At 28.1% G+C, this 13231-nt stretch carries 26 protein-coding genes; all 26 read right to left on the reverse strand.

Going from position 1 to position 13231, the window contains the following annotated elements; translation table 11 throughout:
• Positions 1-105: 105 nt before the first annotated feature.
• The 26 genes from KQI68_RS06980 to thyX all read right to left on the reverse strand — a co-directional run bounded on the left by KQI68_RS06980 (position 106) and on the right by thyX (position 13229).
• The gene (locus KQI68_RS06980) at positions 106-597 is read right to left on the reverse strand and encodes a hypothetical protein (protein WP_216549417.1); all 492 of its coding nucleotides are present in this window, start codon (positions 595-597) and stop codon (positions 106-108) included.
• Positions 590-775: a hypothetical protein gene (locus KQI68_RS06985; protein ID WP_216549418.1), complete on the reverse strand. Its 186-nt coding sequence runs from the start codon at positions 773-775 to the stop codon at positions 590-592. The genes KQI68_RS06980 and KQI68_RS06985 overlap by 8 nt, the downstream gene beginning before the upstream one ends.
• Positions 775-1188 (reverse strand): hypothetical protein, encoded by a 414-nt coding sequence (locus KQI68_RS06990; RefSeq protein ID WP_216549419.1) that lies wholly within the window; start codon positions 1186-1188, stop codon positions 775-777. Before KQI68_RS06990 ends, KQI68_RS06985 begins: the two co-directional genes overlap by 1 nt.
• A 1-nt stretch (position 1189) precedes the next feature.
• Positions 1190-1618 carry a hypothetical protein gene (locus tag KQI68_RS06995; RefSeq protein ID WP_216549420.1) on the reverse strand — a complete coding sequence of 143 codons (429 nt, stop codon included), beginning with the start codon at positions 1616-1618 and terminating at the stop codon, positions 1190-1192.
• Positions 1619-1627: 9 nt separating this feature from the next.
• Positions 1628-4903 (reverse strand): DNA polymerase III subunit alpha, encoded by a 3276-nt coding sequence (dnaE, locus tag KQI68_RS07000; RefSeq protein WP_216549421.1) that lies wholly within the window; start codon positions 4901-4903, stop codon positions 1628-1630.
• A complete protein-coding gene (locus KQI68_RS07005) occupies positions 4896-5126 on the reverse strand; it encodes a hypothetical protein (protein WP_216549422.1) in 231 nt (76 codons plus the stop codon). The genes dnaE and KQI68_RS07005 overlap by 8 nt, the downstream gene beginning before the upstream one ends.
• Positions 5127-5128: 2 nt before the next feature.
• Entirely contained in the window at positions 5129-5329 is a 201-nt protein-coding gene (locus KQI68_RS07010) for a hypothetical protein (protein ID WP_216549423.1), read from the reverse strand.
• Positions 5330-5338: 9 nt separating this feature from the next.
• Positions 5339-6238 (reverse strand): DNA adenine methylase, encoded by a 900-nt coding sequence (locus KQI68_RS07015; RefSeq protein ID WP_216549424.1) that lies wholly within the window; start codon positions 6236-6238, stop codon positions 5339-5341.
• A gap of 57 nt (positions 6239-6295) precedes the next feature.
• Entirely contained in the window at positions 6296-6571 is a 276-nt protein-coding gene (locus KQI68_RS07020; RefSeq protein ID WP_216549425.1) for a hypothetical protein, read from the reverse strand.
• Entirely contained in the window at positions 6571-7029 is a 459-nt protein-coding gene (locus tag KQI68_RS07025) for a dUTP diphosphatase (RefSeq protein ID WP_246541267.1), read from the reverse strand. Before KQI68_RS07025 ends, KQI68_RS07020 begins: the two co-directional genes overlap by 1 nt.
• Positions 7004-7252, reverse strand: coding sequence for a hypothetical protein (locus KQI68_RS07030; RefSeq protein ID WP_216549426.1), 249 nt, complete (start codon positions 7250-7252; stop codon positions 7004-7006). Before KQI68_RS07030 ends, KQI68_RS07025 begins: the two co-directional genes overlap by 26 nt.
• A complete protein-coding gene (locus KQI68_RS07035; protein ID WP_216549427.1) occupies positions 7236-7985 on the reverse strand; it encodes a hypothetical protein in 750 nt (249 codons plus the stop codon). The genes KQI68_RS07030 and KQI68_RS07035 overlap by 17 nt, the downstream gene beginning before the upstream one ends.
• A gap of 60 nt (positions 7986-8045) precedes the next feature.
• Complete coding sequence (locus tag KQI68_RS07040; RefSeq protein ID WP_216549428.1) at positions 8046-8501, reverse strand: hypothetical protein; 456 nt, start codon at positions 8499-8501, stop codon at positions 8046-8048.
• Between the two features lie 3 nt (positions 8502-8504).
• Positions 8505-8699 (reverse strand): hypothetical protein, encoded by a 195-nt coding sequence (locus tag KQI68_RS07045; RefSeq protein ID WP_216549429.1) that lies wholly within the window; start codon positions 8697-8699, stop codon positions 8505-8507.
• Complete coding sequence (locus KQI68_RS07050; protein WP_216549430.1) at positions 8696-9151, reverse strand: hypothetical protein; 456 nt, start codon at positions 9149-9151, stop codon at positions 8696-8698. The genes KQI68_RS07045 and KQI68_RS07050 overlap by 4 nt, the downstream gene beginning before the upstream one ends.
• Positions 9148-9417, reverse strand: coding sequence for a hypothetical protein (locus KQI68_RS07055; RefSeq protein ID WP_216549431.1), 270 nt, complete (start codon positions 9415-9417; stop codon positions 9148-9150). The genes KQI68_RS07050 and KQI68_RS07055 overlap by 4 nt, the downstream gene beginning before the upstream one ends.
• Positions 9418-9419: 2 nt before the next feature.
• Positions 9420-9623 carry a hypothetical protein gene (locus KQI68_RS07060; protein ID WP_216549432.1) on the reverse strand — a complete coding sequence of 68 codons (204 nt, stop codon included), beginning with the start codon at positions 9621-9623 and terminating at the stop codon, positions 9420-9422.
• Positions 9601-9825, reverse strand: a complete 225-nt coding sequence (locus KQI68_RS07065) for a hypothetical protein (protein WP_216549433.1) — start codon at positions 9823-9825, stop codon at positions 9601-9603. Before KQI68_RS07065 ends, KQI68_RS07060 begins: the two co-directional genes overlap by 23 nt.
• 3 nt (positions 9826-9828) lie before the next feature.
• Positions 9829-10245, reverse strand: a complete 417-nt coding sequence (locus KQI68_RS07070; RefSeq protein ID WP_216549434.1) for a hypothetical protein — start codon at positions 10243-10245, stop codon at positions 9829-9831.
• The gene (locus KQI68_RS07075; protein WP_216549435.1) at positions 10226-10444 is read right to left on the reverse strand and encodes a hypothetical protein; all 219 of its coding nucleotides are present in this window, start codon (positions 10442-10444) and stop codon (positions 10226-10228) included. Before KQI68_RS07075 ends, KQI68_RS07070 begins: the two co-directional genes overlap by 20 nt.
• Positions 10445-10718: 274 nt before the next feature.
• Positions 10719-11126 (reverse strand): hypothetical protein, encoded by a 408-nt coding sequence (locus KQI68_RS07080; RefSeq protein ID WP_216549436.1) that lies wholly within the window; start codon positions 11124-11126, stop codon positions 10719-10721.
• Positions 11127-11128: 2 nt separating this feature from the next.
• The gene (locus KQI68_RS07085; protein ID WP_216549437.1) at positions 11129-11356 is read right to left on the reverse strand and encodes a hypothetical protein; all 228 of its coding nucleotides are present in this window, start codon (positions 11354-11356) and stop codon (positions 11129-11131) included.
• 9 nt (positions 11357-11365) lie between these two features.
• Positions 11366-11665: a hypothetical protein gene (locus tag KQI68_RS07090; protein WP_216549438.1), complete on the reverse strand. Its 300-nt coding sequence runs from the start codon at positions 11663-11665 to the stop codon at positions 11366-11368.
• The gene (locus KQI68_RS07095; protein WP_216549439.1) at positions 11653-12270 is read right to left on the reverse strand and encodes a hypothetical protein; all 618 of its coding nucleotides are present in this window, start codon (positions 12268-12270) and stop codon (positions 11653-11655) included. Before KQI68_RS07095 ends, KQI68_RS07090 begins: the two co-directional genes overlap by 13 nt.
• On the reverse strand, positions 12245-12586 hold the full coding sequence (locus KQI68_RS07100; protein WP_216549440.1) for a hypothetical protein: 342 nt from the start codon (positions 12584-12586) through the stop codon (positions 12245-12247). Before KQI68_RS07100 ends, KQI68_RS07095 begins: the two co-directional genes overlap by 26 nt.
• A 1-nt stretch (position 12587) precedes the next feature.
• Positions 12588-13229: an FAD-dependent thymidylate synthase gene (gene thyX, locus KQI68_RS07105; RefSeq protein WP_216549441.1), complete on the reverse strand. Its 642-nt coding sequence runs from the start codon at positions 13227-13229 to the stop codon at positions 12588-12590.
• Positions 13230-13231: the final 2 nt, after the last annotated feature.

Raw genomic sequence — 13231 nt, forward strand, 5'->3', positions numbered from 1 at the left:
AAAATAGGTTAGTTTTCCCTAGTAGCCATACCATATGGTTACAGGTTTGAATACATACCCTATTATATGGTTCATATTTAATTTTGTCAATAGTTGATTAATTTTTTAACACTCTTTAGATATTAAATCTATAGGAAAATCGTAAGTGAATCTTGTTATTTTTTTAGTAAATGGTATTTCTATTCCTATTGCTTTTGCCTGCTCTTTATGAAGTGATTTTTGAGTTTCGTATACTTTTTTCATATTTTCTATTGGTATAAAATATGTTTCTGGTAATACTGTTTTTGTTTTTAATTCTCTACCTCTATAATTCAATAAGAATCCAGCAACTATGTTTTCACTCAAGTGTTTGGCTTGATATAGTTCTTGTATTTGGTGTTCTTTTACTATTTTCTCATCCATTGATATTTGATTTGCTTTTGTTGATTTTAGTTCTAATAAAATTAAATAAGGCGACTTAAATAAGATAAAGTCGCACATATTTTTTGTTGCTTGATAGAAATTTGATGAGTCTTTTATTCTATAGCAAAATACATCTTCTGGTATTGAGTTTCTAAAATCTTCTTCAAATTTTTTTCCTTCGTTTTTCTTAGCCATTCTTTGCGTTTTCACCCCATGTGTTTACAAGACCACAATATATTTTGACTACCTCTTCTCTCGAAATACATTTTGAATTATTTATATTATTTAACCAGTCCTCAAATACGCATATAATATCTCCTAAATCATCATATGACATCTTTATTGTTACTATTTTTTCTTCTTTAGCTTTCATCATTCTACTCCGTTAATTTCAAGTTCTTCTAGCTCTAAATTTAAATAGCTTTCCATTTCTTTTAACTTTGAATTAGTAAGCTTTATTTTAAACAAATCATTTTTATTAATATAAAGATAATTCCATAATTCAGTAGATATTTTGCCCTTTAGCGTAATTGTGGCATTATATGTTCTTTCTCTTTTTCTTTCTTCAAGGAGCGTTTCTGCATATTTTGTGGCTGTTTTTATCATATTAAAGTCTTTTACACTGCTTCTGCTATTATTTATAAACAGGATGTTTGGATTGTTTTCTGAAATCTCTATTGTATTTATTCCAGCTCCATGCACTTGTCTTAAAATAGTTTTAGATTTTTCTCTTATTATTTTATAACCATACATTTTAGCAGTTGTTTCTAATTCTTTATATTCCATTTTATTTCTCCATTTCTTTTATTGATTGTGTGATATAATCTATTCCATTTTTAAGTTCTTCTTTTGTCATTTGGTATATTTGTTCTGGTTTGTAATCTTTAGTCATTGAAGATATTAAGAAGTCTTTTTTGTTTGGTGTAAAAATATATATTGGCAAACACAAAAACAAAACAGTACCAGTGCATATTGTTGACTTCTTATACATTGTAATTGCGTTATTTATTTTTTCTTGTTTAAGTTCAATATCTTCTTTTGAATAGAGATTGATTTGTTCCATATTTTTAATTTGAATGCTCCCATCAAACTTAGCTATTGCACAAATAACCAAAGCAAACAAAAAACAAATCCCAGCAATTATAGAAACTGTACTAGAAATCTCAGAAATCTTTTCAAATATTGTTGCTAGATAATATATTTTTCCTATTGTCATTTAATCACCTCAATCCTTAAAATTTCTTATATATCTTTCATAACTCATAATTCCAGTGAGCAATAATTGATTGTCCTTTTTATTTCCCACTAAGATATATCTTTGTCCTTTATCTATTTTGTATTTTAATGTCTGCCAAGAGTTTGCAAATGCTAAAGCTCTAACTTCTCCAAATGGTGAATCTAGGTCGAGTATTGCCATTTCTTGTCCTTTTGATTTTCCTTTTTTGATTTTCTTTTTATCAATCTTATTTACTATACAAGGTAAATCTATTTCCTCTACATCTTCATCATAGAAGTTTTTAAACTTATCTGATTTCTCAAATAGTTCACCACTTATGGTATATCCTAACAATTGATATTCCCATATTGCATAATCACCAGCTATTACGTTTTGTTTCCATTCTGTCCATACTTCTAGTTTGTTTTCTTTATTGATTATGTTTAATATTTTTTCTTTCCTTTTAACATCATTTTTATCTTTTGGTATATCTTCTAATGTTATCTTCTTTTCCTCCAAGAGCTTTTCATAGTGTCTTTTGTTGACTGTTTTAAGATTCTTTTTCTTTTCCATCCCTTTGCTGTATCTATAAGCTAAAAGTTTGATTAGCAAGTCTTTTCTTTCGCCTAAATAGTCTAATGCTCCAGTTTTAATTAATGGAATTAAAGTGTTTTTTGAACATGACACTTCTAAAACTTCATCAAAGTCTTTAAAGTCATATTTGATTAATTCCTCAAGCTCTGATTTATTGCAACCCTTTATCAGTTCTAATCCATAAGTGATTTCTTTATCTCCAGTTACTTTAAAATCAAAGTTTTTTTCTCTTAAATCTGGGTTCTTGATTGTTATTCCCATTGCTAAACATTCTTTTAAATATTCATTAAGAGATTCCATATCAGTAGAGCCTTCTTTTCTTTGATTAGTTAATAAAGAACACATAAATTCTGTTGTATAATGAGCTTTTAGATATGCTGTAATATAAGTAAGCATTGTATAAGAAACTCCATGAGCCAATGCAAACGAATAACTTGCACTGTCTTTTATCATGTCGTATACGGTATTTACTACTTTTTCTGCAAATCCATTTTTTAATGCCATCTTTTTGAAATCTTGCATAACTTTTTCAAATTCTTCTACTTTTTTCTTTGATGATATTTTTCTTGCATGGTCTGCTTCTCCATCAGAAAAGTTTGCCATTATTTTTAATAATCTCATCATTTGTTCTTGATAGATAAGTTCTCCTCTAGTTGTTGACAATACTTCATCTACTCTAGGCTCTAGTGATTCTATTTCTAGCTCACCATTTTTCTTCTTTAAATATCTTTCAAGTGCCTTTAATGTTGCTGGTCTGTATAAAGAAACCAAGTTGGTTAGCTCATCAAAGTTGTTTGGTTTAAGTTCTACGCAAGCATCAGTGATTCCTTTTGACCCTAATTGAAATACTCCTTTGGTGTGACCTTTTGATAACATTGAATACGTTTGCATATCATCAAAAGCTATTTCATCAGGTTTGAGTTCCAAAACCACCCCTAAATGCTCTTTAATTATTTTATAGGTATCATAAATCACATCTAAAGTTGATAAGCCTAAAAAGTCCATTTTTACTAAACCAACTTCTTCGCAATTTACCATATCTAATTGAGTGATTTCTTCATCTCTTCTTGATATGCACATTCCACAAAAGTCACTAATTTTCTTATCTGCTGGCGTGATTACAACTCCCCCTGCATGAGTTGATATATTTCTTTCTAATCCCTCTAGTTTTAATGCGTACTCAAATAATCTAGGGTATAATTCTTGATAATCCTGTAGGTCTTTATTAGACTCTAAAGATTCTTTTATCGACAGCCCATCAGTTATACCTTTTTTTATTTCTTCGACTGTATTGTATGGAATGCCTAAGACTTTACCAATAGATTGTATTGCTGATTTAGATTGTAGCGTTCCAAATGTTGAGATTTGAGCCACTTTGTCATGCCCATACATATCTTTTATTAAATCAACTAAACTATCTTTGTCTTGGGTAGCCACATCTGTGTCGATGTCAGGGAGTCCTTTCTTTTCAATTGTTAAAAACCTTTCAAAAAGCAAATGATATTTAATTGGGTCTACATTAGTAATTTCTAAAACATAACATATTAATGAGCCAGCTCCAGAGCCTCTCGCTGTTGGGGAGATTATTATTCCTTGTTTTCTAGCTGTGTGGATAATGTTATATTCCAGTAGGAAATAATCTATAAACCCTTTTGTTTTCAATACTTCATATTCAGATAATATTCTATCCCAATATGTTTCTTTTTTCTCTTTGTCAAATTTACTGAAACCTCTTTTTTTACAGCCCTTAATTATTAGTTCCATAAAGTAATTTTCTTTATTTTTATGGTTTTCAAGTTCAGCTGATGGTATATAAGATTTGCCTAGTTCTAATTCAACATTGCAATCGTTTGCAATTTCGTTTGTAACGCTCAAAATGGTATCTATTTCAAGTTTTTTTATTTCATTAGACTTGTCGTATGACCCAAAATAGTTTCCATTCAACATTTCATTATAGGATTTGAGCCAACAATTTTCATAAACTTCATTATCTCTATCTTGAGATATTTGTATGAATACATTGTGAAGTTCATAATCTTCTTTATTTGTAAAATGACAATCTGATGTAGCTATCATTTTGGTGTTTGTTTCTTTAGCTAGTTTATATATTTCATAGTTTACAAATTGTTGTGTTTGAGTTTGCTCGTTATCTGCTGTATTTGTTGGTTGTAATTCTAAATAAAACTCTTCAAAGGTATTTTTATATTCTTGAAGTTTATTTAATATATCTTGATGAGATTCTTCTTTTAATATCATCTGACACAATTCCGACCCTAAACACGCAGAGGATGCTATTATACCTTCTCCAAGTTTTAATTCTCTTATTGTTTTTAAATCAACTCTTGGTTTATAATAAAAGCCCTTGACATGACCTAATGTTGATATTTCTAAAAGATTTTTATATCCTTTATTGTTTTTTGCTAATAAGATTATATGATAAAATCCTTGTTCTCTTTCATTGATAGTCATATCATTTGCTATATAGCCTTCCATTCCAAGTATTGGCTTTATATTATTTTCCTTACATTTTTTGTAAAACTCAACATGATTAGAACAATAGCCATGGTCTGTTATGGCTATTGATTTTAATCCTATTTCTTTTGCTCTTTTTATTAGACTGTCTGGTGTATTTGTACTATCTAATAGCGAACCTTTTGATGTGTGAACGTGAAGTGGCGTGTAATTATTCATCTAAATCACCACTCACCACATACATAGTAAGGCGACTTGATAAATAAAAATAAAAAGTAAATGAAATAATTGCACAAATAACCATAAATGCTGTTGTTAAAACATTTCCAGTTGGGTATATCATGTCTACTGCTATTCCAATTAAATGTATTACTCCACTAACTAAGCTTAATGCTTTTAAGCTATTAAGAATTAAATCATTAATAAAACTATCTGTTGTCATTTTTATTTTTTCCTTTCTTGCTCTTCTGATATTTGTATTGCTGTTAGTGATATTGTAAAAAATAACAATATTGTTATCATTATTATTCCAGCTGTTCCAATTGTTTGTGTTTTAAATAGTAAAACCCAAAGCAACATAAAATCTATTATTATAAATATTAACCTCTCTAAAATATCTAATCCAGCATATATAAATTTTTTCATAATTATCTCCTACCTAACCATAAATAGCTTTTCATATTTAGAAGAATGTTGTCCACTTTGCATTGTTGATTTTGCTGTTTTAAACTCAAACACACATTCAAATTCTTTTGGCATTTCATAACCACTAATTAAAACTATGTTATCTTTACTCATCTTTATGCAAAAATCATAAAACTCATCATAGTTAGTTAATTGGCAATTATACTGTTTTTGTCTCGTGTTTTTATAGGGTGGGTCTAGATATATTATTGAGTTAGACACATTAGAGAAAAACTTATAATCTTCGTTAAAATAAACTAAATTGTCGGCTTTTGTAATATTTTGAATAGACTCCAGCTGTTGCACTTGTTGAAGTTGCTGTATCTGCTCTAGCTGTTGTAATCTTTCTAAACACTCTAGTCGTGCTTTAGAAAGATTATTCTTATATGTTTCTGTTTGTTTATAACCACTGAAACAGTTGTGTCTTTCTATTATTTCTCTAGCTAAGCTGTATTTGACATCACTATTTTTTTTTGAATATAAATAGTCTCTAAAATTATTTCCAAATGAATTTACCATCAATTTAATATAATCAACTGTTGTTTTGTCTTCTTTTTCTCTTATTTTGAAAAACTCATCTCTAGACATTATAAGTGTCTTTAAAAAATCCCTATCTTCATTTAAAACTTTAATCAATATATCCATTGGTATATTATCTTTATCGTTATAAACAACATTAAGTCCATTGATGATACACTCAAGCGTTATAGCTCCTCCACCACCAAATAAATCATAAACAGTTTTTTCTTTTCCAAAATTCTGAATGATTAATTGAACTATCTTTTTAGATACTTTCTTTTTACTACCAATGTATGGCAAGCCTACTGCTCTACCTTTTCTTATTTGTTTTTCATCTAATTTTAATTGCATTTATAAAGAGATAGAAATAGCTATTTTATTGTCGACAAACTATCTATCCCCTTTCTTTTAATCTTTTAATTCAAATTCTAAAACTTTATAGTAATCGTTTTCATATAACTCATAATTATCTTTATTTAATTCTCTGTTTAAATAATAAAGAGTTTCACCACTATAGCTAGTTTTTTCTCTGCTATAAGTCTCAATTCTGTTATCATCTTCAACTCCAATATGTTTTATATAATCTATTGCTTCATTTTTGCTTTTAAATAAAATATTTAAAGTGTAATTAAAACCATCTTCCCATGGCTCTCCGTTGTCATATTCTATTCCATATAGTTTCATTAATTTTCTCCAGTGCTTCCTATTCCACCACGATTTTTATTTTTTAATCTATCAACTACATTAAATTCAATTTCTGGTTGATTTTTCATTATTCTAAACTGACATAGTCTTGTTCCCTTTGGAATAGTTACATTTCTTGTTCCTAACACTAAGAACTTCCAATAATCATCATCACCACAATAGCTGTTGTCAATAATGGCTATTGAGTTTGCTTGTAATATTCCATATTTTAAGAAAGTAGAACTTCTTGGAGCAACCCACGCTTCATAGCCCTTTGGTAGTTCCATTGCTACTCCTAAATCAATCATCTTAAATTGACCTTCTCTGATTGTTATAATATCTGTTGTTCTTAAATCTATCCAATCTCCTACTTCTATATGATTAAATTCTTTATAAACTTTTTTATCAGTAAACTTAATATTTATTTTTTCTTTATTCAAGGATTTGTCCATACTCATCTTTTAATCTCTCCTGTGCTAAGCCTTTTTCCATCAGTAATATACTTCCATCTTCCAAAAAAAATATACATATAGTGTCCATATATCCTGCCCCCATATGTTCAGATATTATTTTTTGGGGGATTGTGAGATTTCCACTTTGGTATATTTTCTTTTCCTTCATCTTTTCAATTGGTGTATTCATATCATAATTTCTTATGATTTCTCTAATCTTCTGTTCCAATTATTATCTCTTCCACTTCTATGTTATGACAATAGAGAAAATTTTTTAATGTTGTGGTTTTATGTCCATTATGTTCCATTAAATAGTAGTTTTTAAATTCTTTAATTACTGTGCCTTCACCAACTAGAGATGATATTTTTCTATCTCCCATAGTGTAAAATTGGGTGATTTTATAAGTTTTGCCTATCTTTAATGGTTGGTATCTATCCCTACATTGTTGTCTAGCTCTAATTGCCTCTTGTCTTTTGATTTCTTTGGTTGTGAGATAGTCTATTTTCTTTCTTTTCTTCCCTTTTTTAACTTTAACTTTACTGTTTTGGTTGTTTAGTATCTCCATATAATGGTCTAAATAAAATTGATTTATTTTATCCATATTTTTGAAAGTTATTGTTTTTGCTGTTCCATATTCTAATGATTTCATAGTTGTACTAGCAATCCCTATATCTCTATGAAAGTCTTTTTTTATATCATATAAGCCTGATAAGTCTTTTACTTTTTGTTGTAAATCATCAGGTACTAACATTCTTTCCCTTGCAATATCTCTTTCCATGTAGCTTCTAAGAGTTTTATACTCACCATCAAAAACTATTATTTTGCTAATATTTGTATCAAGAAGTGTTTCAGCTGTTTTGTGAGACAATTTGTATTTATCTGCCAATTCATTTCTAGGCATTTTGACTTTTTTAAAATAGTTTCTAAGTTTTTTTGTATTACCTTCTCCTAGTTTTTTCATTCATTTATTTCACTCCCAACTATGATTTATTATACTATGAAAACGTTTTCTTTTCTAGTATTAATTTTCTTTTAATCTTAAATCTTCTATGTGTAAATCATTTTTTGATATAGTGAAATAATAGTTATCACTTTTTAATCTATAAAAGTGATTGTATTCCTCAACAGCAACTCCTGATTCAACTAATCCATATCCATCTAAATCTCTGCCTAAAGACAACTTATATGTTTTTCCAATAAGTATTTTCTTTATTTCAGGTTTTTTGTTTTCTCTTTCTTCTTTGGCTTTCCAATTTTTCTCTATTTCATCTTTATTTGTGTTATATAGATTAATGATTGAATCGTAATTTTTTTGTTGCAATTTACCAGTTATTCCTCTATTGATGTTAGACAAAGACATTGAAGATATATTTGTTAATTCTGATATTTTATTAAGTGTTTTAAAATAATTAAATATTTTATCCCACTTTCTTTCAAATTCCACATCAATTGCTATTGTGTTTTTAAGTTTGCTCATTTTTCATTTCTTGCCCTCTGTTACTTCTTTATAAAGCCTATTAAGTTCTTCTTCATCTACCATGTATTTTTTATTAGTTTCTTTATCCACAAATACAAATGCTCCCTTTGCATACACTTCTAAAGCATAATTATATTCATTTAACAATTTAAAAAATGTTGTTAAAATTAAATTAATTTCTCGTGGTGCTTCTTTCATTCTTCCACCTCAATAATTTCAAAATCCTTTAAATCTGTATCAAATTTTTGCTTTATTTCATCTATTTCTTTTTGTGTAAATTGTGTTTTAGCACGACCTATCTCAAAGTCGTCATTTATAGAATACGCGTCATTTGATTTGTTTAAATATCTGAAAGAATTATCCACGTAATCACAAAGCCACCTATGTCTTAAATAATATTTCTTTTCCTCCTCTCGTTCTCCTACTGGTGTTGTTGTATATTTGTAGATTAAACCAAATAATATCTCCCTGTCTTCAACTGGTAATTCCGTAAAGTCGTTATTGTAAGTATCAACAAGAAACTCTTCTCTTGTATCTACGCTAAAATAATATTTACATTCTTCTGAATCGTAAACTTCAATAAAATCATCATCTATTTTTACTGTGTAATCCCAATCTTTTAATTGTTTTATGAGTTCTTTTGTTGTCATTTCAATATGCTCTCCATTTTTTTATTCATTTCTTTCATAAATATTTCTTTCATATCAACACTATTAAACATCTCTTTAAACTGTTCTGATATGAAGTCATCTAAATTATCATTAATTCTATTTTCTACAAGTTCTACATCTATTAAAAATTGTTCTTGCCACATATTTTTAAATTCTTCTACAATAAATTCTTTTATGTCATCTTTTACATCTTGCCAGTCTTTTTCTGTAAAATCAGACAACATCACATTAAATAATTTTTCCATTTTTACTCCTTATTTATTTCATCAAATAATTTTTTGTATAAATCAATTGTTTCAACACAATGTTTCAAGTTCAATTCCATGATTGATTTAGAAATTTTATCTAAATTATCATTTTTTAACAATTCTTCAAGTTGTCCTTGTTGATAAGACAGCTGACCTATCTCTTTTGATAACCACCAATTATCAAGATTTATTACATTTTCCATTTTTGTTTCCTCTTTCTCTCCAAGTTTCTATCGTTGAATGTATCAATACTGATGTTGCTCCATGTAGTATATATGCCATTGATAATAAAAATATTATTTCTAAAATTGTACATGAATGTATTGCTTGATAGGCTAACAGAAAGACCATAATTTCAGACAATATAATCATTAGAATATATTTTAATAATTCTTTAATTTCCACGTTTTACCACCAAAAATAAGGAAACACTTTAGACCGCAGCTCCCAAAATTCTTTTTCACCTATAATTTCTCGTGTGAATGGTGCCTCTTCTCTTGTTAGTGCTTGTTTTGATAAGACTATCAACCTATTTAATACTTGATTTTGTGTGTATGTCTGTCCTTTATAATCTATCTTATGAAAATCTAAATTTATTATTTCTGAAGCTACATCTTTATACATTCTTAGTCTTTCATAAATAAGCTCTAACATTAAATAATCTAAATTCCAAGTTTCCCTCTCATCAAAACCATATTTATCTCTTTGTTTTTTAAATCTTTTTCTTCTTTTTTTTGATACTTTTAAATCTCTTATACTTTGATATTTAGGGTCGACTTCTTCTAAATACTTTCTTCTTTTTCTTTTATATCTGATTTTTGCCATATTTGCCCTCGAACATATTATCTTCCATAAAAAACTCTTGTGTTTCTTCCATTGGTTCTATTCCCATTTCTTTACAAACTTCGTTTAAAATTTCTTCATCATAAGCATCACAAAACTCATCTATTCTTTTTGACATTTCTTCGCTTTCTTCTACTGTCATATTCATTAATCTTTCTTTAGTTTTTCTCAAAATCCTCAATGATTCCTCTTTTGTCACTTTTATTCCTCTATCTTCTCATAAGATTCCAAAAATATATCTTCTCTACAAGGATAAAATTCTCCTTTTATCCCCTTGATGATGTAATCCCCATCTTTTAGAAGTATTGCCCCTTCAAGCGTGTTTATATAATATTCATTTCAAAAGGGTCATATGTCATTTTATTGCAAAAGTCTAATAGTTTTCCTATATGGTCTTTTTGATATTTTACAGCTTCAATAATTATTGGTTTTTTTATATTTCATTTTTTCTCCTTTTAAAATACCTCTATATATAATTTATACTTATCTTCTAGCTCTGCTGGATTTTCTTTTTTAGCGTATCCCAACAGATAGTCGAATACTATATAAAACTGATTCAGTGGTTTTTGTCTATTATTGATTAGTTGCATATATAAAATGGGTGCTATTTTTAAATCATCAAAATCAACTTCAAGAAGCACTTTAACAACATCTGGACTAACCACTTTTGATAAAAATCTAAACCATTCAATTATAAAGTTTTCTAATTTTATTTCTGTTCTTTTAAGTCTTTGATTATCTAAATCTATTTTTAATTTTAGATTTCTATAAAATTCTTCATCAGCAAAACAATTTTCTTTAAATATTGTTGTATGATAAACAACTTTTGTGTCTAGTGTTTCTATTACTAAATAATGTTTCATAATTACTCTCTATAATAATCGTAAATCTCTATAGTTGGAAAATCATAACAGAAGGTGGTTATAATTAACTCGCCATATTTATTCTCTAACTCTAATAACTCTTCTATTGTTTTTATTTCAATTAAAAACCATTCTTTACCCTTAATTTTTCCTTTGTACGCCTCTTTAATTGGGCATTTATCTTGATTGTGTTTTACAAAATCTGAAGTTCTTTCTATTTTAAAAATCATTTTTCACCTTTATTTTCTTATAATTTTTATTCCAGTCTCTTCTTTTATTGTCTGTTGCATATCATCTAGGCTTAGATAGCCTTTGTTATAGCTATCCAGCATACCTGATGAATATTCAGCAAAATCCTCTAATCTTTTTGCTCCAAAGCCATAATAATCTCTCAAAACCATCATTGATATTAATATCATTTGTTTAAATGCAAAATTAATAGCTTCTGTTGTTGCTTTCTTCTTTATCCCTTCCATTTGTTCATAAGTTAAATTATATGTTGCTACCTTCTTCGGTTTTTTGTTTTTCATCTTAGCCACTCATCTAACCTCCACTTTAATACCTTAACTGTTGTTATTCTAGTTATCTTGTTGTCATCTTCAAGGTCATTAGACAAATCTATTTTCACAGGTATATTTCGTGTTAAAAATTTTTCAATTTTAAACTCTGGATTTCCAGTTGCTGAAACTATAATGTCAACATCAGTTAAGCTTAAAATATTCTCCAAACGCTGATACTTGCTATTTATAGATATGACATTAGCTCCAAGTTCAATTAATCTTTTTGCTAATGGTTTACCTAACACATTTGATTGGTTAACTATTAATATAGTTTTATTATCTAATAAAAAGCCAACTTTTTCTCTAATTGTTCTTATTATAGCCTCTGCTGTTAATGTTAGTTTGTTTGTATAAGCTCCTTCAATGTCTAGAAAGTTTTTACTTGATAAAGTCCACTTCATGATACCCTCCCAGTTCTGACTTAATGGCTCTAATGCTAGTAGTGCATCATAGTCTTGTGTTCCACAGTAGTTATTCACATCAACTACATCAGCTGTTGGTATTTCTTTTTGAATTGATTCTATATATTTATCTCTATTTGTGTCATTTATTGCTTTCTCATACACAACTAATAATTTTTTCATATTTCTCCTTTAAAAAGTCTAAGACTATAAGTTCACAAGTTTCGATTAAACCATCAGATAAGTTTTTTAAATTTTTATCATCTAAAGAATAAGGAGTTGAAATGTTTAGGTCACCATCTTGAAAATCAATAAATAACTTGCCTAAATAAGTTTCAGTTTTAGCATCATAAAAACTTAACTCAATGTCACAAAAATCTGGCTCATCTCCAAGCTCCTCAACTGATAGATGTACTTCTATATCAACGTTATAACTTAAACGTGCTTGTTCATCTTCTGGAAATTTATTGATTATCTCTTTGATTTTGCTATACTTCATCTTATTCTCCTAGTTCTATATCTTCAAAAAATACTGAATAGTTTTCTTTCATTATTTTTAATATCATGTTTGCTACTCTTCTCATATCTGGGTGAGATGCTTTTGCTGTTCTTAGTTTTAGAAAATGTCTTAATTCTCTAATATTCATAGTCATATATAAAGTTGTTGCTGTACATTGAGGTAGTACACTTCTTGCATTTTCTGGTTTAATTCCAATTTTTAGCATTGAATTATAAGTCTTACCAGCCACATCCATAGCTAAATCCCAAAGTTCTCTTTTTTCATCTTCATCAGATTTCTTAATTTCTATTGGCATAATTACTGGTATTGCATCATTAAATTTAAAATATCTAGTGCTTAGTTGACTAAAGCTGGCAATTCTATGTCTTACCAATTCATTTGCAATAGCTCTGTCAGTTACAATTTTAAAAGTAAATGAATGATGTTCTAAAACTGATTCGTGTCCTCTTTTGATTATCATTCTTATAAATTTTAAAGCTGATTCAAAATCTTTTGATTTAGAGTTGTAGCAATTTCTTCCAGCTTGTTCAATTTTAGCTACTATCTCTCCGTATTTGTTGTTTGTTTCGTTGATAAGAAATACTTCTGGTTGTATTTCTCTGTAGTATTTTCTTTCTGTCATAA

Origin of the sequence: Peptoniphilus ovalis (assembly GCF_018919265.1) — a bacterium.
GTDB lineage: Bacteria > Bacillota > Clostridia > Tissierellales > Peptoniphilaceae > Peptoniphilus_A > Peptoniphilus_A ovalis.